Genomic DNA, 22,690 nt, shown 5'->3' with positions numbered 1-22,690 from the left:
GCCCCGGCGTCTGGTTGACCACCCCTGGTAGCCCACTTAAGCTAAGGGATTCAGGGAACTTCGGGCATTTTCGCCCCTGCCTGCCGCATCCTCGCCGGCCCCGCCATTCATGCTCGCCAAACGCGTCATTCCGTGCCTCGACGTCGACCGTGGTCGCGTGGTGAAGGGAACCAATTTCCTGAACCTCCGCGACGCCGGCGATCCTGTCTCGGTGGCGGCTCGCTACGAGCAAGAAGGCGCCGATGAACTCGTGTTCCTCGACATCACGGCCAGCCACGAAGGGCGAGACATCATGCTCGACGTGGTTCGCCGAACTGCCGAGCAGATTTTCATGCCGCTCACGGTCGGCGGCGGCATCCGCACGGTCGAGGACATTCGGGCGCTCTTGCTAGCTGGTTGCGACAAGGTGTCGATCAATTCCGCCGCGGTGCGCGACCCCGAGTTCGTGCGGGCTGCGGCCCTGCGGTTTGGCAGCCAGTGCATTGTGGTGAACATCGACCCCAAGCGCGTCCAGCGCGATGGCCGCGAGGTGTGGGAAGTCCACATCAACGGCGGCCGGATTAGCGCGGGGCTTGAGGCAGTCGCCTGGGCCAAGCAGGTCGAGGAGCTAGGCGCCGGCGAGATCGTGCTGACCAGCATGGACGCCGACGGCACCAAGGATGGGTACGACTTAGAAATCACCGCCGCGGTGAGCGCGGCGGTGTCGATTCCGGTTGTCGCCAGCGGCGGGGCAGGGCGGCCGGAGCATCTGGCCGACGCCGTGACGATCGGCAAGGCCGATGCGGCGCTGGCGGCGAGCATTTTTCATTTCGGCGAATACACCATCCAAGAGACGAAGCGGATCATGGCCCAGCGCGGCGTGCCGGTTCGGCTTGCGAGCTAGCGAACGCAGTAGAACAGAGAATCATTCAACGCCCGCGAGCGGTCGCTCCGCTCGCTCGCGCAGGATTGGCGGAAACAGAGGGACGCGTCATGGCCACTTCGATCAAGCAATCGGATTTCGACAGTTTCGTCGCCGTCCACCAAGAGCTCGAAATCAACAAGCTCTTCCGCGCTTGCGTGAAGCTCAAGGCGAGCGATCTCCACTTGAAGGTCGGCAAGCCGCCGATGGTCCGCGTCAACGGCACGATCCAGCCGATGAACCGCGGCCCGATCGACGACGAAGAGATGGTACGTCTCTGCTTTCCGATGATGAACGAGCGGAATCGGAAAATCTTCGACCACGACGGCGGGGCCGACTTCGCGCACATGCTCGACGTCGACGGGACCAACTGGCGGTTCCGCGTCAATTTGCTGCAGCAGCTCGGGCACATCGGGTTGGTCGCGCGGCGCGTCAACAGCTTCGTGCCAGACTTCGAAGGGCTCTACCTGCCTCACTCGATCGTCGACCTCTGCGGTTACGACCAAGGGATGGTGCTGCTGGCTGGCGTCACCGGTTCGGGGAAATCGACGACGATCGCGTCGATGCTCAACTGGATCAACCGTCGCTATCGCAAGCACATCCTCACGCTCGAAGATCCAATCGAATTCGTCTTCACCGAAGAGAAGTGCATCATCAACCAGCGCGAGATCGGTCTCGACGTCATCGACTTCGAAATCGGCATGAAGCACGCGGTCCGCGAAGATCCCGACGTCATGCTCGTGGGCGAAATGCGTGACCAGGAAACGTTCATGACCGCCATCCATGCGGCGGAAACCGGTCACTTGGTGTTCGGAACGATCCACGCCTCGAGCGCTCCGTCGACGATCGGTCGTATTCTCGACTTGTTCCCGCAGGGTATGCACAACGCCCTGCGCAGCGCCATCGCGATGAACATGAAGGGCATCATCGCCCAGAAGCTGCTGAAGAGCATCAAGCCGGGCGTCGGCCGCGTACCGACGGTCGAGATCATGAAGTTCACGCCGACGGTGCGGAAGCTAATCCTCGAAGAAGAAGATCACAAGCTGGGCGATGCGATTCGCATTGGCTCGGAAGACGGCATGCAGGATTTTACGCAGAGCCTGAAGAAGCTGGTCGACGATGGGTTGATCGACCGTGAAGTGGCCATGGAAGTGGCGCCGAACCGCGAAGCGCTGAAGATGGCGCTCAAAGGCATCGAAGTTAAACAACCTGGAATTCTCTGATGCGGCAGTTGTTGCTTGTTGGACTATTTGCGGGCCTGCTCGCGGCGCTTTGTTGCGCGTCGCCGGCGTTGGCTCAAGAAGCCGTGCCTGCCGAGGGGGGGGCTGCGGCTGCGCTAGCCACGCCCGTCGCTCCGGCGCTCCCCGCGCTGCCGACAGTCGATTTGATTCTGATGCTTATCGGCCCCGCGTTTATCGCGATCATGCTGATGATTTTCGCGGCGCTCGGCGATTGGGTGAATCGCGACTCGCAGATTTTCAACATCGGTTACCAGAAGTGGAATCCGATCGTCTTCTTCCCGTTTCTAATCGTCGGGCTGGCGCTCATGTTCGTGCCGCTGCCTGGCATGGGTTGGGTAAGGCCGCTGGTGTTGGCGATCGTCATTCTCGCGACGTTCCTGCCCTACGCGCTCATTCACAACAAGAACGTCGAGCCGCATCAAACCGTGCTTACCGGCGGTTGGTGGCGCCATTTCTTTGCCGTGATCCTCGGCAAAGTCGGCATCAAGATGAGCAGCGAGCAGCAAGCCGACTACCAGAAGGGCGCCGCGGTCGACTTGATCGCCATGGGCGCTGCAGGAACCAATGAGGACAACGCCAACCTGTTGATCGCCCGGCAGTCGCCCGGCTACCTGTTGGTAAAAGACCTGATCGTCGAGATGCTCAACCGCCGCACCGATCGCGTGATGCTGGAGTACGGCGCCCAAGGCGTCGCCGTGCGGCACGAGATCGACGGCGCGTGGCATCCGGGCGAAGCCCGCGATCGCGAATCGGGCGACGTGATGCTTGCCGTGATGAAGACGCTGGCGAATCTCGATCCGAAGGATCGCAAGAAGAAGCAAGTCGGTCGCTTTGGCGCCAAGTACGAGAACAAGAAGCACCTGCTGCCGATCACGACGCAAGGGCACGCCGGCGGCGAGCGCGTCATCGTCAGTCGGGTCAACGAGAAGGTGAAGCCCCACACCTACGACAGCCTCGGTCTCCGCGAAGCGCTCAAGGAGAAGTGGGGCGAGATGATGGCTCGCGACAAAGGAATGGTCGTTTTCTCTGCGATGCCTGGCGGCGGTCTGACGACGATGACCAACGCCTCGCTCGAAGAAACCGACCGACTAATGCGAGACTTCTTCGCGATTGAAGAAGTTAGCCATCGCGAGATCGAAATTAACAACATCGCCCCGCACACCTATGACGCAAGTCAGGGCGAAACGCCGGCGACGATTATCCCGAAGTTAATCCGCCTTTACCCGAACGTTTACGTCTGCCGCGATCTCGTCGACGCCGAGAGCGGCACGATGCTGATGAACGAGGTGAAGGACGATCGCCTGATCATCACCTCGATGCCGGCGCGCGAGGCGGCCGAGGCGTTGCTCCGCCTGCTGCAAATGAAGTTGCCGCAGCCGTTGTTCGCTTCCGCAATTACTGGCGTGCTCTATCAGCGGCTCATTCGCAAGCTTTGTCCCGACTGTAAAGTCGGCTACACCCCGCCGCCGGACGTGCTCAAGAAACTCGGCATTCCTCCCGGCAAGGTGCAGCAACTGTACCGTCCGCCGAAGGGCGAAGAGATCGAGAAGCCGTGCCAAACTTGCCAGGGCATTGGTTACGTCGGACGCACGGGGATTTTCGAACTCCTCGAGATCAACGACCAGATGCGAGAAATTCTCGCTAAGCAACCGAGCGTCGATCTGCTCAAAAAGGCGGCCCGCGCGGACGGTCAGCGATCGTTGCAAGAAGAAGGCATTTTGCTAGTCGCCAAGGGCGTCACGTCGCTGCCGGAGTTGATGCGAGTGTTGAAGTAGTAAACGCGTCAGTTGTCAGTAGTCCGTGGTCAGTTGCGAAAGACTTTTCCACTGAGAGCAACTGACGACTGACAACGGACTACTGACAGAGAGCAACGAGTAAATCGCGCCGACTCATCGGCGTTCAATTCCAGAAAAGTTTTTGCCATGCCATACTTAGCAGTTTTAATGTTCGCGATTTTCTTCGCCGGGTTCGCGATGACCGTGAACGAAGGATTGTGGAGCAACGCGATCACGCTTTTCTGCGTGATGTTGGCGGGCGTGATCGCCGTGCCAGGCGGATTGGCTCTCGCGAGCTATGTCATTGCCCAGGCTCAGCCGTCCGCCGAGAACGAATGGGCGTTCAAGTTTAGCTCGATCTGGGGCATCTTCTTCTTCGCCGTGATGATTCTGCGGATCGCCACCGATCGCATCTCGCGCGTGCGGATGAAGTTCGTCAAGCCGCTCGACGTCGCCGGCGGCATTCTCGTCGGGTTGGTCGTCTCGCTGATGCTGACGAGTTTCAGTGCGATGATGCTTTACGTGCCGTTTGCTTCCGGAGTTTGGAAAACTGCGGAGGCGGCGCCTTGGCAGAATCAAACGATTCAATCGTTCGCCGGGCCGATGACCTCGACGATTATCGCATTCTATGGCCAGGATGTTTCAAATCGCATTACTCAACGATAACGACTAGCCTCCGACCGACGTCCTCCGCGTCGCTTGCTTGTCGCAATCATGCGTATCTATCCCGCAGGATGCTCAACGTGAAACCCGCCCTCAATCCCGTCGACGAAGAGAAGTACAGCCAACTCGCCCCGTTGGCGGTGATCGCCTTCCTGCTGGGCGTTGCGTCGCTGTTGGCGTTCATCGGGCCGCTGTTTTATCTCGTGCCGATTGCCGCCGTCGGCGTCGCGCTGATCGCTCTCGGCAAGATCTCGCGCTCGGACGGAGTGCTTTCCGGGGCGCGCCTCGCCCGACTGGGCATTGCCGTCGCGACGGTCTGTCTCGTGGCGTCGTTGGTGCGCGGCGGCGTCCGCGATCGGATGCTGAAAGATCAAGCGGGCGCGACCTCGCTTCGCTGGCTGCAGATGATGACTGCGGGCGACGTCGACTCCGCGCGCGAACTGCTGACAAACGATGCGGCTGGTTCGCTGGTGCATCGCGAGCCAGGCGGCCAGCAGCCGCCGGTCGAAGAGCTTGAACGAATGATTCGAGAGCGGCTGCAAGCCGATTCGCTGGTGAAAGACTTCGCCGGAGTCAAAAATCCGCTGATCAAGGTTACTGCCGCAGGAGAGCCGGTGAGTGATGCCGGCAGGACCATTGTCCGAGTCGAAGCAGTAATGGGAGATCCAGCGACGGGCAGCCACCGCCACGTCCATCTCCAACTCGTCCGCAATAGCTTCTACGAAACTCAGGGCGAGCCTTGGCGCATCGATCCTTGGGCCGTCGACGCAGCGCACGGCGCCCACTAGCCGCGAGAGATTGATCTCGTCCCAGGCCCAACAGCCGGCGGAAGGCCGCGGCGCTCCGAACTAGGGGATAAGTTTCTCCGTACACAACGTCGCTCGCCAAGTTCGGCGCGTTGTTAAACTTTGCCGATTGTCGGGGTCGTTCCGGTTCTTACGGCGCGCTGCCGGAGACCATTAAAGATCGTGCGTGAGGCGCTCTCGACGGCTGCCGTTGCTGGCAACGCCTTCAGCTGCCGCGACCACCCGTATAACCGATACGGTTTCTCACTTTCTGCCGTTCCTGCCGGCAAAACGCTTCTAAACGCCTCCAGCAGGCTCGCCGCCTCTTCTCGGCGCCGTCGATACAAGAGAGCAAGGCGGATGGAAATTCCCGCGAGGCGGATCCCGGTCTTCCGGTCGGAGCTGCCGTCACCGCTAACAGAGTGCTGCGTCGCGACTTGGTTAGGAGCCGAGTTGTCTGCAAAGCGCCAGTAGAAGGAGCTATCAGGTGAAAGTTAGGACATGGAGAGTCGGACTGGCTGTCCTGGCGCTCGGCGCGAGCCCGGCGTTCGCCGAGACCAACAGCTGGTCGTATGACAACAACGTGAGCGGCGTCGCTTTCGCCAGCGATTGCTGCGAACCGACCTGCGACGACCCCTGTTGCAGCGACGACGTCGCCTGCGGTTCGGGCTGCGAAGCTGGCGGCCTGTTCAGCGGCTGTGCGCTAGCCGGCCCGATTGAAGGGCTTTCGCTGGCGGACCTGGTGGGCATCGATCCTGAATGCTCGTCGATCGAGATCGGCGGCTGGACGAACATCGCCTACTACAACAAGAACATCCCGCTGTCGCAGAACTTCGACGACTTGCTGTCGTTCGACGACATCCCGGACCATGCGAACCTTGCCCAGCAATGGTTCTACATCGGCAAGGTCGCCGACGGCTCGGCCGGCCGCGACTTCGGCGGTCGCATCGACGTCCTTTATGGTACGGACGCGCAGAAGTCGCAAGCGTTCGGTAACCCCGGCGCCGGCATCCGCAACAACGGCTTCTACGACGCCTCGCTCGACCACGGCTATTACGGCTGGGCTATCCCCCAAGCCTACATGGAAGTGGCCAACGGCGACCTGTCGACGAAGGTTGGTCACTTCTTCACCCCGCTTGGGTTTGAAGTGATTCCGGCCACCGGCAACTTCTTCCACACGCACTCGTACACGATGTTCAACAGCGAGCCGTTTACCCACACCGGCGCCCTGTCGACCTACTCAGGCTTTGAAGGCCTGACGCTGTACGGCGGTTGGACGGCGGGCTGGGACACCGGCTTCACGAACAACAACTCGGGCAGCAACTGGATCGGCGGTTTCGCCACCGAGCTCAGCGAGAACGTGACCTTCACGTACCTCAACACGTACGGCAACTTCGGCTGGATCGACGGCGGTTCGAAGAACAGCTACTCGCACAGCATGGTGCTCGTCGCTGACCTGACCGACAACCTCCAGTACGTCGGCCAGAGCGACTTGCTCCGCACCGACAACCCTGGGGTGAGCCAGATCGACACGATCGGCCTCAACCAGTACATGTTCTACACGCTCACCGACACGTTGAAGGTCGGTGGTCGTTGCGAATGGTGGAAGAAGGACGGCACGTCGTTCAACGAAGTGACCGGCGGCGTGAACATCCAGGCGCTCTCGAACCTGGTCTTCCGCCCGGAAGTTCGTCACGACTGGTCGCCCGGCACCGACCTTGACCAAACCGCGGTCGCGATCGACGCCATCCTGACCTACTAGCCGCAGGTCAACGACCCGCCGGAGCAGCGCCAAACAGACGCCGCCCCGCGTAGCTAAAGCGACAACTCGAAACCCCTCGACCGGCGGCCGAGCTTCAACGCGAAGTTCGGTCGCCGGGTTTTTTGCGCTGACGCGAATCGGTAGCCGCGGCTCACTCTGCCGGCAATCGCAGCGTGACTAAGGCCCCCGGTCCGTTGTCGGCGGCCAATGCATCGAGCCGCCCTCCCAACTCAGTGGCCAATCGACGGCAGAGTGCAAGGCCGAGGCCGACGCCTGGGGCCGTCTCGGCCGCCGCTTCGGCGCTTTTGCTGAACGGCGCCGCCTGCATCGCTTGCTTCGTCGACGCGAACCCCGGTCCAAAGTCGCGCACGCTGAAGGTCGTCCAACGACCGTCGCGACCTGTTGCGATGACGATCCGGCGATCAGCGGCGCGGCCCGCATACTTCGCCGCGTTGTCGACGAGGTTGAATAAGATTTGCTCGATGACGCCGACGTCGGTGAGCAGCGGAGCGTCGGCCGAGGCTTCGTCGACGTCGCATTGCAACGTCATCCCCGCCTGCGCTGCCCGCTCGGCGAGTCGGGGTTCGAAGCGATCGACGAGTGCTACGGGCGTCGTCCGCTCGCTCCGCTGCGGCTTGCGGCCTCGTTCGAGCCGTGCGTACGACAGCACATTTTCGACGAGGTGCGTTAACCGCTCAGCTTCGGTCCGAAGCGTTTCCAAATACTCACGGCGCCGCTCGGGCGTTGGCACCATGTCGCGGGCGAGCATTTCCGCGTACATCCGAAACGTGGTGAGCGGCGTGCGCAGCTCATGCGTTACCGAGGAGACGAACGCGGCGCGACGTTCGCTCAAGGCGATCACCCCCCACAGCAGCAGGCCGACCGCCGCGAGAGCGCATGCGAGCGCGATCCAGCCGACGCCCAGCGCCCACTGCAGCGGTCCGTCGCCCGGAGCGTTGGCGAGTGCCGTCGCGGAATCGCCGACAACCAATTTCACCGGCAACCCGGCGAGCATCCGCGTCGCGTCGATCGGATCGTCGCCGCGCACGGGAACCAAGTCGGCGTGGGGAACGAGCGACGCGGTCTCGGCTAGCAACTCGCGCTTCAGCCGCGGCCAATCGAGCCAGCTCCCTTGCACGAACGTTTGGCCGTCGCGATCAACGCGGCGCGCCAGCAACAATTCGTCGCCTACCCACACCGGGCGGCTAACGTACTCGACGGCGCGCGCTCCGTTCGCGTCGCGCTGGCTCGGAGCGTTGCGCATGATGTAGTTGCCGAACTGCTGCTTCGAGAGCTCTTGCACGGCGGCTTGCTGATACCGGCTTTCACGGCCGCGATAATCGGCGGCGCCGCGCGACTGTTGGGCGACTTGCTGCTGGAGGGACGCATCAGGTTCGTCGAACAGGTTCGATTCTTCGTCCCTGATCACCGTCTGCGGCTGCTCAGCGGGTTGTATCTGGCGGTCGCCCTCGCCGACGGCCGGTGCATTCGCGCTGTAATAATTGCCGACCGGAGGGCCATTGGCGGCCACTTGCTCGCCGCTCGCAGACTGCGGCGTGCCAACGGTTGCTGAATTGGGCGTCGGAATTGGATCATCGGGCAGCATCTGCAAGAGTTGCCCGACGTTGACGGCGCCGGCGAGCGTCTCGAGCTTGCGACGATTCGCTTCCGTGGCCGTGCTCGGCAGGCCGTTGCTCGCGGCGAGATCCGTTTGTTCAGGAGGAGGAGCTTGTGGCGACGCCCAGCGACCGTCGGCGTACGCATTGAAGTTAAGCAGCACGTTGTCAGGCGTCTTCGCCAAGATTGGCGAAGCGACGGAGTTTAAATTCCAGTCGTCCTTGTTCGCCGCCGGCAAATTGACGAACGACTCGTAGAACTCATGCGGACGCGTCACTTCCTCCGCAATCAGTGGCGCCAGCTTCGTGTCCATCTGCCAGAGAGCCTGGCTGACGTTCTGTTCAAGCAGAGCTTCGGCCCGCGCGACCGAACGCTCGCGATCAACCCGCAACGCATGGAGCGTCAGCCACGCGAACGCCGCCGTCGCGACGGCGCCGCACAATGCAAAGGCCAGCCAGACGTGCCAAGGACGTTTCATGAAAGACTCTGAGCCAGCATGTACCCACGACCGCGCACCGTCATCAGCAGCGCCGGATTCTCCGAATCGTCGCGCAGTTTCTCTCGCAAGCGCGCGACGTGCATGTCGACGGTGCGCGTCGAGACGCCGCGGGCGTCGATCTGCCAAACATTTTCAAGCAATTCTTGCCGCGGCACCGTTCGGCCCGCATGCCTCGCCAGGTACCGCAGCAGTTGCTGTTCGCGCTCCGACAGTTCGACGCGTTCGCCGTCGCTAAACTGTACCTCACAGCGTGCGAAATCGACCCGCCCGCCGACGAACATCACCTCTTCCACGTCGCTAGGCCGACTCGGCGAACGCCGCAGCACGGCGTCGACCCGCGCCAGCAACTCGTTGACGCTGAAGGGCTTCACCACGTAATCGTCGGCGCCGAGCCGCAAGCCGCTAACGCGATCGTTCTCCTCGCCCCGCGCACTGAGGATGATCACCGGCAGCGTCGGCTTCACATTTCGCACTTCGCGCAAAATCTCGAGCCCGGTTTTGCCTGGCAGCACCATGTCGAGCAGCAGCAGGTCGAACTCCCGCCGCAGCGCCATCTGGCAGCCTTCTTCGCCGTGTCCCGCCTCGAGCGCCGTGTACCCGGCGTAGGTCAGCGCATCGACGACGCCGCGACGAATCGCCGCGTCGTCTTCAACAGTGAGAATTGTTTGCTGTGGCATAAGTAGCCGCGGCTCAACAAGCCGCCGGAGCGGGGGAAAAACAAAGGTTGAAGGACGAAGGCTGAATGCGGAAGAGAGAAAAATGCGGAGTGAGGCTGCGTACCAGACCATTCAGCATTCCGCATTCATCCTTCAGCATTTCTTAGTCCTACTCCGGCGGCTCGTTGAGCCGCGGCTACTTAGTTTACTTCGCCGCTGGCGGTTCGGTCAGCCCACCGCCGTCGAGAGCGGCGTACGCATCGCCGGCCGTCAGTCCGAGCCATGGATCGCTCGACGGCGTCAGGAACAACTCCGCGTAGACGCGTTCGTTCAGCGGACCGACTTCTCGCGGCGCCGTGCCGTTGACGAACCAGTCGTGAATCTCGCGGTGGAGCGTGTACTCGTTGCGGACGCCGTCGACCGCGAGCGAATGCTCGAAATCGCCTACAATTTTCAGGAGCGGATTCTCGACGGCACGTTTGCTGAAAGTAGCGCGCATCGCGGCCTCGGCAATCTCTCGCGGAACCTTGCCGCGCATCAGGGCGACGCTCCGCTTATCGAGTTTCGCCTCATCGGCATGTCGTGCGGAAATCGCTTGCCAGAACTGGTCGTCCTGTTCCGCAAGCGTTTCGCCGGCGGGAGCGAACGGCGCCACGAGCTTCACTTCAACAAGGCTCTTCGACACAGCCACGCGCGCCGCTTGCATCGCGGTCGGATGGCGTCGTGGCAACTCCGTGGACGTTGCCTGCGGTTGCAAGCTACGGGTTGGAGGGTTGAGTAGTTCCGGCGCGACGGCTGCGAGATCCGCGCGAAGTCGCTCAGCAATGACAAGCTCGCGGTGAGTGTGATATTCCTGCAAGACGCGCTCGCGACCCGTCTCGCTGCTGAGTTCGGCGTAACGTGACGCCAAGTCGTGCGAACGCTCAAGCCATTCATGAAAGGCCTGCGGACCGTACAAACCAGGCAGCACGTCAAGCGGCGTTCCCGCGGCGTCGAGCACGTAGTGCGCACTGTTTCCGGTAAGCGTCCGCTCGAGCGTGCGGCCATCGCCAAAATCGACCGTCACGCGCGGCACGGGCCGCACGCTTTCCCAATGGAGGATGAAGTGATCTCGCAAATAGCCGCTGATCTCGGCGTTGGCGTATAGTGCCGTCCGAAAGAAGCGGCTGTTCGCGCAGCTGTATTCATCGGTCAGCTTGCCAAGCATCCGCAGGCTCAGGATCCGCCGCCCGCTCTCAGCGGCGGCTAGCTTGGCTTGTTCCAGGTCGGTGTACCAGAAGAGCCGCGCGACCTCGGCGTCGCGTTGCCCGGCGACCTCGTCGACGAGTCGTTGGGTCGCGGCACGCTCTTCGTCCCCTTTGGCGGCGGCGAGGCGCCGTAAGGCGATTTCCAACCCCGCCGGCCCAGCCAAACGCAGTGCCGCGACATGCTGAGCAAACTCCGGCGTCCCCGCCGCGGGACACGCGTCGCCATATCCGCCGCAGGCACAAACGACGGCCGCGGAACCAAGCAACGCCAACAGACAAGCCAGGCGAATCATTTGTTCGATCTCCTACGCAAATCAGTAGCCGCGGGTCAACGACCCGCCGGAGCGAAACTCAAACACCGTCAGCCCCCGCTATTCGATCGTACGCGAATTAACCGCCCGTTCGTGTAACGCCTCTGTAACACAGTTCGCGCGCTCAAATCCCAGTAAAATTGGAGGCGAATTGAGGCCAATCGCCCTCGAAAGTAAGATCGAAGCGATCCTGTATCTGTTTCCCCTCTCCGGCGCTTATTCAGACTGCCTTATGCAACAACGTTCCGCATTTACGTTGCTTGAACTGCTCGTCGTCATCGCGGTCATGACGCTGTTGATTTCGCTGCTGCTTCCCGCGGTGCAAGCGTCGCGTGAGGCGGCGCGGCGGGCGCAGTGCCAGAACAATCTCCACCAAATTGGCATCGCGCTCTTTCACTACGTCGATCGCCAGCGGGGAGAAGGCGTCTTTCCCAAAGGGCTGGCTATCGTCGAAGAAGAGCGCGAAGGGAACGACGCGATCTTCCGCTGCCCGAGCGACGTGGATCGTGAGCCCGTTGCCGGTTATTTAATGAGTTACGGCTACGCTGTCGGCGGGCAAACAAGAATGCAACTTTTGGAGACTCAGCAAAAGCCATCATCTGAGATCGTGACGGCCTACGACATCCAGCCGTTTCACGGCCCTGCCGGCGAGATCACGTCTTATCAGGCGTTGTTCTTAGACGGGCACGTCGACAACGGGTACGCGGGGCGAGGAGGGCCGTAGCGTATTCCCTCGATCGAGACTGTAAGCGCGAGACGATGCCTGCGAACTGTCGCCGCATCAGAAATCGCGCGCAAGCTCGGTCCAAACCGTCGCAGCGCCGCCGACGACGAGATTGAAGACCGGCAGCAGCGTGAGCGTTCGCGCCGTACGAATCTTGTCGCGGGCGAAAGCCCACCACGAGGCGATCACCGTCCCGATGCAGACGAGCGGAAAGCTGCCGATGCACACCGCCATCAGCACCCACGGCACGTTGGTGAACGCCTCGGCCGAGTCGAACATCATCGGCACGAACATCGCCGGCAGCGCCGACGTGACGGCGAGCACGCCCCACAGCAGCGACGCCGCCACGAGCAGCCACTTGGTGTTTCGTTTTGCATCCATTGTCAGCCCTCGCGGTTGTTCGCCGCCCGCTCCTGCGAGACGTACTTCATAACTCTAGTCCGCGGCGAAGCCTCACAGCCGTCGCGGTCGCCGCGACGATTTTCCGGCGGCGCCTGCAACAGTCGCTCTCTGCGGGGTCGGCCGATTCTGCGGGTTACGACCGGCAACATCCACGTTAAACTGTGGGTTTGCGTTACCGCTGAATCTCCGCAGGATGGCACCGATGAGCGAACAGTCCGCAGCCCCCGCCGGCCCGAAGTGGCGCCAACTTGAACGGATCGAGCGTCGCGTCGCCGGCGTCTTGGTCGAAAAGGCGAAGACCACGCCCGACAACTACCCGCTGTCGACGAACGCGCTCGTAAACGGTTGCAACCAAAAGAACAACCGCTTCCCGCAGATGACGCTTGATGAAGATCAGGTGACCGATGCCCTCGACTCGCTGCGGAAGTCGGGCGCCGTTGCGTTGATCCAGGGGGACGGCCGCGTCGAAAAGTATCGCCACCTGCTCTACGACTGGCTCGGAGTCGACAAGTTTGAAATGGCCGTGATGGCCGAGTTGCTGCTGCGCGGCGCCCAAACGCTCGGCGAGCTGCGGGGCAGGGCGGCTCGCATGGAGCCGATCAAAGGAATCTCGGAGCTGGGGCCGATCGTTGAATCGTTGCGGGCCAAAGGCTTGCTCATCTTCCTCACCTCGCCCGGCCGCGGCGGCGTAGTGACGCACAATCTTTATCAGCCGCAAGAGTTGGCGAAGGTGCGCGCTGAGCATGGCGCCGGCGATACGAACTACGAAGGGCCGATCAACGAGTCGGCCGCACCCGCGCACAGCGCGTACGCCGCTCCCCCTCTAGCCCCCGGCTCCGCCGGGGGGCCGGTCCCCACGCCGCCGAACGCGACCCAGTCGTCGCCAGCAAGTGCTCCCGCACCAGCGACAAGCGAACCTCGCCCCGCCCCTTCTGTAGACAACGGCGTGCTGAAGCAACTCGCCGACGAACTCGCCACGCTCAAACGCGACTTCGCCGACTACCGCGATCAGGCCGACGCCCGCGCCGATGAACTCCGTCGCGAACTCGACGACCTCAAATCGCAGCTGGGCGTCTAGCAGGTCGACGGTCTACGCCGCATCAATCGCCGCCACATCGGCTTGAAACGCCGGCGCCGCGTCGGTCGCTCCCAACAACCGGCTACCGACGGCGACGGTCACCGCCACGGTCGTGAAGAACCAGAGCGACGGATTGAACCCGCCGAGCAGGTCGACCGAGGCGCCCATCACCAGCGGGCCAAGCGCGCTGCAGCTGATGCCGACGGTCATCGACGTGCCGCGGATTCGGCCGAGGTGAGCAGGCCCAAAGTATTGAGCCCACGACGCGCTCGAAACGACCGTCATCAGTCCCTGCCCTACGCCGAAGACGGCGTACGCGGCCAGGGCGATCGAGCCGCCGGCGGTGGCGAGGATCGTGCAGGTGAGCGCCGTGCAGCAGAGGGCGCCGCTGATGAGATAGCGAATCGGAAAGGCATCGATCAGTCGGCTGCTGCCGAGTTGCATAATCGCCATCGAGATCGCCATCAGCGGCGTCGCCCACGCGGTTTGCGTGAAGCTGAGGCGGTGGACCTTCAGCAGCGATTCGAGGTGGAACAGCAGGCCGGTGCCGATCAGCGACCAGACGCCGGTCGAAATCAGCAGCAGCCAGAACATCCGCGTGCGGAGGGCTTCGCCGAGGTTCATCGACGGCGGGTTGTCTTCGTCGACGAGGCGGAGATTTGTGGCGGCTGCGTGTGATGCAGAAAGCCCCTCGCCTAGCCTCTCCCCGCGGGGGAGAGGGATGGGGGCGCCGTCCATTCTTTGGCCGATGTCGCTGGGGCGTTCGCGGTAGACGAACAGAATGAGCGGCAACAGCACGGCCATCAGCGCGATGCCAAGTAGCGCGTAGGCCGAGCGCCAACCGACGCCGTCGATCAGCATCATCATGCTCACCGGCACCAGCGCCATCGACGCTGCCATGCCGAACTGCATCATGCCGCAGGCAGAGGGAAGTTTCTTGTCGAACCACGCGGCCAGCGTGTTCGTGGCGAGCAGGCTCAACAGTCCAGCGCCGACCATCCGCAAGCCCAGGCAGGCGATGAACAGCGTCGTGCCGCTGCTGACCGTCGATGCGTAGAAGCAGGCCGCGGCCATCGCCGTGATCGCTGCCAGTAGCGAACGCTTGAGTCCGTAGCGATCGGAGAGGGCGCCAAGAAACGACAACGGCACGGCCGCGCACAACGTGGCGAGCAAGTAGGCGGCCGAAAGATCGGTTTGCGACAGCGACAGCGATTCGCGGATCGACGAGTTGAACCGCATGAAGCCGTACGTTTGGCCCGGTGCGCTGCTGATCATCACCAGCGTCGCCAGCGGGACCATCACCCAGCCGTAGAAGAGCTTGTCGCGAGCCGTCGACTCGTTTGCTCGCGCGCTGCCAGGGTGGGTTTCAGGGTGGCGGTCGAGACCGCGAGCGGGCGTCGCGAGGGGAGGGTACTCAAATTCCATCGCCCGAGCAGCGGACGATGCAGCGACGCGAGACATCTTCGTTAGGCGGGGGTTGGCGGGTACGCGGCAGGATTGCTCGGCGGGGTCGAAGTTCCAAATGCGGGGCGGGAGTGTAGAAAACTCGACGCCTCAGGGACACAGAGAAATCGCCCCAAGTTCGTGAAGAATCGGAAAGATTCGCGGGGCGGCGACCCGCAAGTAGCCGCGGCTCAACGAGCCGCCGGAGCAGTGATAAAAGAAATGTCGAATGAGGAATGTGGAATGGGGGGAAACTAAGTTTGCTGACACGCGCTGCGGCGGCAGCCCCCATTCCCCATTCAGCATGCCCCATTCGGTATCCGCTCCGGCCGGTCGTTGACCGGCGGCTACGGCTAAAACGCCGCTGAAATGGCCTCGTCGATCTGCTATCCTGGAGCTACCCGCGATTCCCTTTTGCCCCGTTCGAGCAGCGATGGCGTCGACTGATAGCAGCCACAACGCTTCCCCTGCCGGAATCGCGGTCTGGGCCCACTGGCTCCACCGCTACTTCCTGGCCGCGTTGCTAGCGACCTACGCCCTGTCGGGGCTGCTGCCGAGTCCCGGGGCGGCGATCCGGGAATTCACCGTCACCTTCCCGGGCGGGCATCAAGAGCGGGTCTCGATGCTGCTGCTGGCCGTGCTGCTCTTTTGCGCGGCCGCGGTCATCCAGTGGTCGCAGATTCGCGACCTGCTCGAACGCCCCTGGGTGGTCGTCGTCGGGTTGCTGACGGCGTGGCTGGGGCCGGCGCTGGTGGTGCTCGCGTTCAGCCCGCTGCTGCCGTGGCTCGACATGCACGACGCGACGGCGGGGATGATGGTCGGCTTCGCCCTCGTTGCCGCGATGCCGGTGGCGAACTCCTCGGCTGGCTGGACGCAGAACGCCGGCGGCAACGTCGCCCTCAGCCTTAGCCTGATCGTACTGTCGATCCTGCTCAGCCCGATCGCGACGCCGAACGTGCTGAACTTGATGGGCTGGGCCCTCTCGCGGAGCGACGTCGAGCGGATCGAAACGCTCGTGACGCAGTTCTCCGGCTGGAAGTTCATTCTGTGGGTGATCTTGCCGTCGCTCGCCGGCGCTGCGGCGGCGTGGATTGCCGGGCATCGCCGCATCGCCCGCGCGAAGCCGTGGTTTCGGCTGATCACGCTGGTGACGATCCTCGTGCTGAACTACGCCAATGCGTCGCTGGCGATTGCCCAGATTTGGACCGGCGAGCGGTTCGTCGTGATTCTCATCGCCGCGATCATGGCCGCCGCGGTAAGCATCGTCGGCATCACGCTCGCCGCGCTGCAAGTCCGCGTGTTCGGCCTGACGCGCTCGACTTGGATCGCTCTAGCGTTCAGCCTCAGCATGAAGCACACCGGCCTCGCGCTCGTGCTGGCCGGCTCGTTCCTGCAAGATCAACCGCGCGTGATCCTGGTGGTGCTGCTCACCACGCTCGCGCAGCACATCGCCGCCGGCGCCATCGACCTCTACATCCAACACGCCCGCAAGTAACGCGTTTGCCCCGAACGAGCGGTAGCCGCGGCTCAACGAGCCGCCGGGGCGGTGGTGGAAAAATGTCGAATGGGGAATGCGGAATGGCGGAGATCAATTCCGCCGTCACGCTTCGCGCACGCGTTAGCCCCCATTCCCCATTCAGCAATCCCCATTCGTGCCCCGCTCCGGCCGGTCGTTGACCGACGGCTCCCTAGTCCAGCGGCCTCACTTTGATGTTCCGCCACAGGCACTTCTTGCCTTCGGGGTAGCTGCCGCCGCCGTGGACTTGCACGGCGATCGAACCCTTTTCGGTGAGGGCCTTCAGCACAGCGTCGCGATCGTACTGCGGAATCTCGGCCGAACTGGCGTCGAACACCGCGACCTTCTGGCCGTTGAGCGTCGTGGTGATCTTCGGATACTTGCCCCCTTCGACGCGGATGAGGAAGTGATTCCAATCGTTGATCTTCCACGCCGCCAGCCACTCGCCCGGCGAGCACGAATCGATGAGACCGACTTCCGACGGTTCGTGCGGATCGATCGTCTTGAGCGCGACCAGCTTGCCGTCGGTCTCCTCGCCTTGCAGGCTGAACGCGCGGGCGAGCCAGGCGCCGGTCGCTTCGCCATAGAAGTGGCCGATGTTGCCGCCGTTGTAGTAGTCGACGGTCATCTGGATGCACTCGCCCTTGTCGGTCGCGCGCAGAAAGACGCCCGAGTCGACGCCCCAAGACGGCTTCATTTCGAGCGAGAGCTCGAAGTTTTCGAACTTGCGATCGGTGAGTAGGATGCCGCCGTTGCCCGAGCCCGGCGGATCTTGCTCGCCCGCCAGCACGCCGCCCGGTTCGACGGTCCACTTGGCGCCGGTGCCGTGGGCGATCTTGTCGGGGTTCGCATGCCAACCCTTGAGCGTCTTGCCGTCGAAGAGCGTGATCCAATCGTTGCCGGCTGGCTCCGCGGCGTGGGCCAAGGCGGCAAGCGAGAGCGTGACAACGGCGAGTGCGAGATTGAGCGCGTACTTCATAGGAGAGTTCCCATTCAGGTCCCTCTCCCCTGAGGGGAGAGGTTAGGTGAGGGGTTTTGAATTAGTAGGGTGGATGAGATTTGGGTTAAACGCCCTGGTCGCTGGAAGCGTCGGGAATCCCTCCCCTAGCCCCTCCCTGCAAGGGAGGGGGATAGAACAAACTCTAAACGCCCGCGGCCTCGCGTACCAGTCGCGGCGGGAGGCCGATGTCGGCGATGCTCAACTCGCCGACGTACGCCGCGGCTTGCGGCACGAGCAATCCAGGCTTCGCGGCGGCGAAGGTGACCGTCAGATCGGCCCGCACCGCAGCCGCTGCAGCGACGCCGCTGTCGCAATCGAGTCCGCTCGGCACATCGATCGCCAGCCGCCGGGCCGGCTGGGCGTTCATCCACCGGATGGCCGTTGCGAATGGTTCTCGAGGCTCGCCCATCGCTCCGGTGCCGAGGAGGGCGTCGACCAGCCAAACGGCGCCGCCGGCATGTTCATCGAGCTGCGCCGCGACGTCGCCATGCGAGACGTCGAAAATCGGGACGTCGCACCGCTGCAAGATTGCGTAGTTCGCGAGCGCATCGCCAGCGAGTTCACTCGCCGCGGCGAGCAGCATTACGCGAACTGCAACGCCGCGAATCTCCAAATGCCGCGCGATGACAAACCCATCGCCCGCATTGTTCCCCTTGCCGCAAAGAACCGCGACAGGATAGTCGGCTCGCGTCGCAGCATCCCCAGCGAGCCGGGGGGCTCGTCCCCCCGGTCCTGCCCCCTCACCCAGCGCCGCATCAAACCCCAGCACCGCCTCCACCGCCCCGCGCCCGGCATTCTCCATCAGCACCAGCCCGCTGATGCCATACCGCTCGATCGCGATCGCATCCACGCGACGAACCTGCTCACGAGTCAGCACCAGCGGCACCATGCCGCCAGTCTATCAGGCGAGGCAGCCGCGGCTCAACGAGCCGCCGGAGCGGTGGTAGAGAAATGTCGAATGGGGAATGCGGAATGTGGTAGATCAATTCCGCCGTCACGCATCGCAGCGGCGAAGCCCCCCATTCCCCAGTCAGCATTCCCCACTCGTACTCCGCTCCGGCCGGCCGTTGACCGGCGGCTACGGCTATCGCTACGGAAGCGCGAACGCTGCACCCGTCACGGCGCCTGCTTGGAACGCCGCGGCACGCCATGTGAACCCGAGCGGCTCGATCATGTACGGTGCACAGCTGCCTGGGCGATAGTAGCCCAGCGAGTAGATGCACTCGTTCGGCGCTTCGAGGCCCATTTTGTAGGGCAGGATCGGCACCGTTCCGAAGAAGTGGGCGCCAGACATGATCGGCTCGAGTACCGGACCCCAGCTGTGGCCGTAGCGTTCCACTTGCACTTGCTCGAAGTAGAGCGGCTTGTGGCAGAGGCCCGAGGCCTTCCACATGTAGGTGACCGGCGTCCAGTTGCGCGGCTGGAACGCGGGGCGGCGGCCTTCGCATTCGAAGGGGAAGTCGAGTCCCGCTTCGCCTTGCAGGCGGATGTCGAGGCTGATTGATTTGAGGGTGTCGCTGCGCACGTTGTCGTACAGCTTCTCGCACTCCGCGAGCGACTTCTTCCGCTCTTCTTCGATTTGCTGCCGGCGCGTTTCGAGCTCCTCGGGCGTCGGCGGCAGCGGCTCGAGATCGCCGCGATAGCGGAGTGAATCGTATTCCTCGGCACTAGGAAGTTGGTAATCGTCAGCTTCCTCTTCACGCATCGACTCATCGCCGCTCGTCTCGGGTTCCGTCGGCGCGACGAGTTCCTCCGTCATCTCCTCTTGCTCTTCGATGGTCTGAGGAGCGATTTCGATCTCGTTGCGCGGCGCGGGTTGATCTTGGATTCGCAGCGGCTCCGCCTCGCGGCTCGGTTCCGCTTCACGCCGCTGCATCTCGCGGTCGATTGCTTGACGCGCGTTCTCCAACTCCTCGGCAGTCTCTTCTTCCTCTTCGACCGGTTGGTCGATTGGCGGTTGTTCGACTGCCGGCTCTTCAACGGCCGGTTCCTCGAACGCTTCTTCGAGGCTCGGTTGCGGATAAGAGTTCGGATTGATGGCCGGTTCCGCCGGCGTTTCAGTCGCCGGATCGTCGAACGGATCGTACGCCGGCGTCGTGGCCGGGGCAGGGGAGGGCTCGGGATCGGTCGCCGGCATTTCCGCGTCGAACGGATCAAACGGATCACCCGCTTGCGCAACGCGCTCGTCGTTGCGACGCACGACGACGCTGCGCGGTCCGCTTTCGACCGGCGCCTCGGCGACGGCGTGGCTCACGCCGCCAGATTGATTGGCTCCATCCCAGGAGGCCGTGACGTTCGCCGGTTGCACGGCGGGCGCCGAGGCAGCGGCCGTGGCCTTGGCAGATAGCCATTGCAGTTCGCCAGCCGGGGCGACGCCGCCGGCCCATGCGACCCAGAATCCTAGGGCCGCCGCGGCAGCGCTAGTTAGATTCCGCGGATTTGTATTCCGCCGTGTAGTTCGGCGCTTCCTGCGTAATGGCAATGTCATGGGGATGGCTTTCCCGCACGCTGGCCGGCGAGACCTGGACGAACCGGGCTTCCGTGCGCAGCTCTTCGATGGTTCTCGTACCAGCGTAACCCATGCCGGCCCGAAGGCCGCCGATCAGCTGATACAGAAATGGACTCAGCGGTCCCTTGTAGGGGACGCGCCCTTCGACTCCTTCGGGGACCAGCTTGCCGTTCCCCGCTTCCTCACCACTCTGGCGATACCGTTCGCTGGAGCCTTTGACCATGGCGCCTAGCGAGCCCATCCCCCGGTATGCCTTGTACGTTCTTCCTTGGTAGAGGACCCGTTCCCCCGGACTCTCATCGAGGCCCGCCAACAACCCGCCCAGCATGACGACGCTGGCGCCGGCGGCGATCGCCTTGGTGATGTCTCCCGAGTAACGAATTCCACCGTCGGCGATGATCGGCGTGGCCGAATCCTTCGCCGCTTGTGCTGCGTTGTAGATCGCGGTGATCTGCGGCACGCCGATCCCCGAGATCACGCGCGTCGTGCAGATCGAACCTGGACCAATGCCGACTTTCACGGCGTCGGCGCCCGCTTTGATCAGGTCGCGGGCTCCCTCGAACGTCGCCACGTTGCCGGCGATGACGTCGATGTCCCAGCGTTGTTTGAGTTGTTTGACCGTTTCGATGACGTTCGACGAGTGACCGTGAGCGCTATCGACCGTCAGGAAATCGACCCCCTTTTCGATCAGGCTGCCCGCCCGATCGAAATCGAAGACGCCAATCGCGGCGCCGACGCGAAGGCGACCGTGGCTGTCTTTCGACGCCTGCGGGAACCGACGCATCATGTCGATGTCTTTGATGGTGATAAGGCCCGTCAGTTTGTAGTTTTCGTCAACCAGGAGAAGTTTCTCGACCTTTTTTGCCATCAAAATCTTCTCAGCTTCCGCAAGCGTTACAGTCCCCGTGGCCGTAACCAGTTGCTCGCGGCGGGTCATCACGTCGGAGACCGGCTGATTGCTGTCTTCCAAGAAGCGAAGATCGCGGCGGGTGATGATGCCCGCTAGCTTCCCGGCGGCGTCGACAATGGGGACGCCCGAGACGTTCGAATGGAGCATGAGCGTCCGCGCCGAGGCGACGCTAGCAGTGGTGGGCATCGTCACCGGGTCGACGATGATGCCGTTGGCGCTCCGCTTGACCTTGTCGACCTCTTTGGTCTGGTCTTCGATCGACATGTTCTTGTGGATGACGCTCAGGCCCCCCTCTTGGGCGAGGCCGATCGCCATCCGGTGCTCGGTGACCGTGTCCATCGGCGAGCTGAGAATCGGCGCCCGCATTTCTATGCGGCGGGTCAGCCGGGTGGCCACGCTCACCTCCGCCGGGACAACCTCGCTGTAGCGAGGTTCAATGAGTACGTCGTCAAACGTGAGTCCCGTGCCAATGAGCTTGTCCTGCATGTCGCCCCCAGTGGTCTCCGCGGCAGTCGAAAGAATCCCGGATTATGGCGGTTTTCGGCCCTGAGGACAAGCAGTAGCCGCGGGTCAACGACCCGCCGGAGCGGTGGCAGAGAAATGTCGAATGTGGAATGCGGAATGGGGAACGAGCGCCCTCTCCCCATTCCCCATTCCCCATTCAGCATTCCTCATTCGAGCCCCGCTCCGGCCGGTCGTTGACCGGCGGCTAATCGCCACAACCGGCGCCAGCGAATCTGAAGCGGCGTTCGGGACGATGATCGCCGCCGATTCATCCCCCGCGGCGCCGGCCGTCGCTCAGACAGTAGTGCTATCTTTAACTAGTTGTCGCAGCGGGCGTTGCGCTCCATACTGAACTCGTCTGGCGGGCAGCTGGGCGGCTCAGGATTGAATCGCACCTCCTGCAATCGCCCGTCAGATGCCGCACCGTGCGGCGCGTTGCATCTGCAAGCTGACGGCGCTTCATTCCGTTGAAGCGACAACCGCTTGTTTCGCGATTCAATTTGAAAGGACACCTCCGATGAAACGCATGCTCTTTTCGCTGTTGGCTGTGGCCGTTCTCGGCGTTGCCAGCCAATCGGCCCAGGCCCAATGGGTCGTCCAGCCGACGACCGTGTGGAGCCCCGTTGTGATGCCGGCCCCGGTCATGCAGCCGATGGTCGTCCAATCGGCGCCCGTCTTCGCCCCGATGCCGGTGACGACGTTCTACCGCGCCCCGGTCGTGACGATGGCCCCCGTGCCGCAGGTCGTCACTCGCTACCGCCCGATCCTCGGCGGCTCGGTGTCGCGCGTCCGCTACGGCTGGGCGCCGGTCGCGTTCTAGGAGCAGTTTTTAAACGAACATTCGCATAAGCCTCGACGTTGTATGGCTGACCCAGAGGGGGGCGCCGGCAGCGTCGAGGCTTTTTTATGTTGCAACACGTGACCTTTCCCGCTAATTGACGGGGTGACCCGGCATGCGAGAATCCTGGAGAGAGGCCAGAGCGTGGGCCTGTTCATTCCAATTTCCCACTAGCCGGAGGGCCACGCCCTCCGGTCTGAAGTGCCAAACGAGATAGAAAACCGTCACCGCCTCCCCGGACCGCGTGGCGGTCCGGCTGCCACGCGAACGCACCCAACACACACCTACTCACTTAAACACTTACTCACT

The 22,690-nt window shown here is 63.0% G+C and carries 18 protein-coding genes and 1 pseudogene; 10 read left to right on the top strand and 9 right to left on the bottom strand.

The window, feature by feature from the left end; genetic code table 11:
• The first annotated feature begins 109 nt into the window (after positions 1-109).
• The 6 genes from hisF (at position 110) to PLANPX_RS21710 (ending at position 7,127) form a co-directional block, all read left to right on the top strand.
• A complete protein-coding gene (hisF, locus tag PLANPX_RS21735; protein ID WP_152100757.1) occupies positions 110-883 on the top strand; it encodes an imidazole glycerol phosphate synthase subunit HisF in 774 nt (257 codons plus the stop codon).
• 89 nt (positions 884-972) lie between these two features.
• Positions 973-2,124 (top strand): type IV pilus twitching motility protein PilT, encoded by a 1,152-nt coding sequence (locus PLANPX_RS21730; RefSeq protein ID WP_152100756.1) that lies wholly within the window; start codon positions 973-975, stop codon positions 2,122-2,124.
• Positions 2,124-3,917 carry an ATPase, T2SS/T4P/T4SS family gene (locus PLANPX_RS21725; protein ID WP_152100755.1) on the top strand — a complete coding sequence of 598 codons (1,794 nt, stop codon included), beginning with the start codon at positions 2,124-2,126 and terminating at the stop codon, positions 3,915-3,917. The genes PLANPX_RS21730 and PLANPX_RS21725 overlap by 1 nt, the downstream gene beginning before the upstream one ends.
• 147 nt (positions 3,918-4,064) lie before the next feature.
• A complete protein-coding gene (locus tag PLANPX_RS21720) occupies positions 4,065-4,583 on the top strand; it encodes a hypothetical protein (RefSeq protein ID WP_152100754.1) in 519 nt (172 codons plus the stop codon).
• A gap of 77 nt (positions 4,584-4,660) precedes the next feature.
• Complete coding sequence (locus tag PLANPX_RS21715) at positions 4,661-5,368, top strand: hypothetical protein (protein WP_152100753.1); 708 nt, start codon at positions 4,661-4,663, stop codon at positions 5,366-5,368.
• A 484-nt stretch (positions 5,369-5,852) separates the two neighbouring features.
• A complete protein-coding gene (locus PLANPX_RS21710; protein WP_172992236.1) occupies positions 5,853-7,127 on the top strand; it encodes an outer membrane beta-barrel protein in 1,275 nt (424 codons plus the stop codon).
• A gap of 151 nt (positions 7,128-7,278) precedes the next feature.
• On the opposite strand, the gene PLANPX_RS21705 is transcribed toward PLANPX_RS21710, so the two are convergent.
• From PLANPX_RS21705 to PLANPX_RS21695, 3 genes are all read right to left on the bottom strand, one after another.
• Entirely contained in the window at positions 7,279-9,222 is a 1,944-nt protein-coding gene (locus tag PLANPX_RS21705; RefSeq protein ID WP_152100751.1) for a sensor histidine kinase, read from the bottom strand.
• Positions 9,219-9,920: a response regulator transcription factor gene (locus PLANPX_RS21700; protein ID WP_152100750.1), complete on the bottom strand. Its 702-nt coding sequence runs from the start codon at positions 9,918-9,920 to the stop codon at positions 9,219-9,221. Before PLANPX_RS21700 ends, PLANPX_RS21705 begins: the two co-directional genes overlap by 4 nt.
• Before the next feature lie 184 nt (positions 9,921-10,104).
• Positions 10,105-11,439, bottom strand: a complete 1,335-nt coding sequence (locus PLANPX_RS21695) for a hypothetical protein (RefSeq protein ID WP_152100749.1) — start codon at positions 11,437-11,439, stop codon at positions 10,105-10,107.
• Positions 11,440-11,689: 250 nt separating this feature from the next.
• Here PLANPX_RS21695 and PLANPX_RS28175 point away from each other — a divergent pair.
• Positions 11,690-11,857: pseudogene (locus PLANPX_RS28175) on the top strand (type II secretion system protein); the annotation flags it as partial.
• Between the two features lie 381 nt (positions 11,858-12,238).
• On the opposite strand, the gene PLANPX_RS21685 reads toward PLANPX_RS28175, so the two are convergent.
• Positions 12,239-12,562, bottom strand: a complete 324-nt coding sequence (locus tag PLANPX_RS21685) for a hypothetical protein (protein WP_152100747.1) — start codon at positions 12,560-12,562, stop codon at positions 12,239-12,241.
• 223 nt (positions 12,563-12,785) lie between these two features.
• Between PLANPX_RS21685 and PLANPX_RS21680 the strand changes: the two genes are divergently transcribed.
• Entirely contained in the window at positions 12,786-13,661 is an 876-nt protein-coding gene (locus PLANPX_RS21680; protein ID WP_232536215.1) for a DUF480 domain-containing protein, read from the top strand.
• A gap of 12 nt (positions 13,662-13,673) precedes the next feature.
• On the opposite strand, the gene PLANPX_RS21675 is transcribed toward PLANPX_RS21680, so the two are convergent.
• Entirely contained in the window at positions 13,674-15,122 is a 1,449-nt protein-coding gene (locus tag PLANPX_RS21675) for an MFS transporter (protein ID WP_152100745.1), read from the bottom strand.
• A 415-nt stretch (positions 15,123-15,537) separates the two neighbouring features.
• Here PLANPX_RS21675 and PLANPX_RS21670 point away from each other — a divergent pair, with 415 nt between their 5' ends.
• Positions 15,538-16,599, top strand: coding sequence for a bile acid:sodium symporter family protein (locus tag PLANPX_RS21670; RefSeq protein WP_152100744.1), 1,062 nt, complete (start codon positions 15,538-15,540; stop codon positions 16,597-16,599).
• Positions 16,600-16,792: 193 nt separating this feature from the next.
• Here the strand turns inward: PLANPX_RS21670 and PLANPX_RS21665 are convergent, their stop codons facing one another.
• The 4 genes from PLANPX_RS21665 to guaB form a co-directional block, all read right to left on the bottom strand.
• Complete coding sequence (locus tag PLANPX_RS21665) at positions 16,793-17,599, bottom strand: 3-keto-disaccharide hydrolase (RefSeq protein ID WP_152100743.1); 807 nt, start codon at positions 17,597-17,599, stop codon at positions 16,793-16,795.
• A 163-nt stretch (positions 17,600-17,762) separates the two neighbouring features.
• Entirely contained in the window at positions 17,763-18,509 is a 747-nt protein-coding gene (locus PLANPX_RS21660) for an NAD(P)H-hydrate epimerase (protein ID WP_152100742.1), read from the bottom strand.
• A 201-nt stretch (positions 18,510-18,710) separates the two neighbouring features.
• A complete protein-coding gene (locus PLANPX_RS21655; RefSeq protein WP_152100741.1) occupies positions 18,711-19,928 on the bottom strand; it encodes a hypothetical protein in 1,218 nt (405 codons plus the stop codon).
• A gap of 112 nt (positions 19,929-20,040) precedes the next feature.
• Complete coding sequence (guaB, locus tag PLANPX_RS21650; RefSeq protein ID WP_152100740.1) at positions 20,041-21,525, bottom strand: IMP dehydrogenase; 1,485 nt, start codon at positions 21,523-21,525, stop codon at positions 20,041-20,043.
• A 535-nt stretch (positions 21,526-22,060) separates the two neighbouring features.
• On the opposite strand from guaB, the gene PLANPX_RS21645 reads away from it, so the two are divergent.
• Complete coding sequence (locus tag PLANPX_RS21645; protein WP_152100739.1) at positions 22,061-22,363, top strand: hypothetical protein; 303 nt, start codon at positions 22,061-22,063, stop codon at positions 22,361-22,363.
• The last annotated feature ends 327 nt before the right edge of the window (positions 22,364-22,690 follow it).

The sequence above is a fragment of the Lacipirellula parvula genome, from assembly GCF_009177095.1.
Lineage (GTDB): Bacteria > Planctomycetota > Planctomycetia > Pirellulales > Lacipirellulaceae > Lacipirellula > Lacipirellula parvula.
The sequence above is the reverse complement of the archived record's forward strand: the minus strand, read 5'-3'. Positions and strand labels throughout refer to the sequence as shown.

Excerpts from the sequence above, each read along its gene's own strand:
- PLANPX_RS21675 (WP_152100745.1), bottom strand. The coding sequence starts at position 15,122 with ATGTCTCGCGTCGCTGCATCGTCCGCTGCTCGGGCGATGGAATTTGAG.
- PLANPX_RS21670 (WP_152100744.1), top strand. The coding sequence starts at position 15,538 with ATGGCGTCGACTGATAGCAGCCACAACGCTTCCCCTGCCGGAATCGCG.
- PLANPX_RS21695 (WP_152100749.1), bottom strand. The coding sequence starts at position 11,439 with ATGATTCGCCTGGCTTGTCTGTTGGCGTTGCTTGGTTCCGCGGCCGTC.
- PLANPX_RS21700 (WP_152100750.1), bottom strand. The coding sequence starts at position 9,920 with ATGCCACAGCAAACAATTCTCACTGTTGAAGACGACGCGGCGATTCGT.
- PLANPX_RS21645 (WP_152100739.1), top strand. The coding sequence starts at position 22,061 with ATGAAACGCATGCTCTTTTCGCTGTTGGCTGTGGCCGTTCTCGGCGTT.
- PLANPX_RS21660 (WP_152100742.1), bottom strand. The coding sequence starts at position 18,509 with ATGGTGCCGCTGGTGCTGACTCGTGAGCAGGTTCGTCGCGTGGATGCG.
- PLANPX_RS21705 (WP_152100751.1), bottom strand. The coding sequence starts at position 9,222 with ATGAAACGTCCTTGGCACGTCTGGCTGGCCTTTGCATTGTGCGGCGCC.
- PLANPX_RS21720 (WP_152100754.1), top strand. The coding sequence starts at position 4,065 with ATGCCATACTTAGCAGTTTTAATGTTCGCGATTTTCTTCGCCGGGTTC.
- PLANPX_RS21730 (WP_152100756.1), top strand. The coding sequence starts at position 973 with ATGGCCACTTCGATCAAGCAATCGGATTTCGACAGTTTCGTCGCCGTC.
- hisF (WP_152100757.1), top strand. The coding sequence starts at position 110 with ATGCTCGCCAAACGCGTCATTCCGTGCCTCGACGTCGACCGTGGTCGC.
- PLANPX_RS21725 (WP_152100755.1), top strand. The coding sequence starts at position 2,124 with ATGCGGCAGTTGTTGCTTGTTGGACTATTTGCGGGCCTGCTCGCGGCG.
- guaB (WP_152100740.1), bottom strand. The coding sequence starts at position 21,525 with ATGCAGGACAAGCTCATTGGCACGGGACTCACGTTTGACGACGTACTC.
- PLANPX_RS21680 (WP_232536215.1), top strand. The coding sequence starts at position 12,786 with ATGAGCGAACAGTCCGCAGCCCCCGCCGGCCCGAAGTGGCGCCAACTT.
- PLANPX_RS21685 (WP_152100747.1), bottom strand. The coding sequence starts at position 12,562 with ATGGATGCAAAACGAAACACCAAGTGGCTGCTCGTGGCGGCGTCGCTG.
- PLANPX_RS21665 (WP_152100743.1), bottom strand. The coding sequence starts at position 17,599 with ATGAAGTACGCGCTCAATCTCGCACTCGCCGTTGTCACGCTCTCGCTT.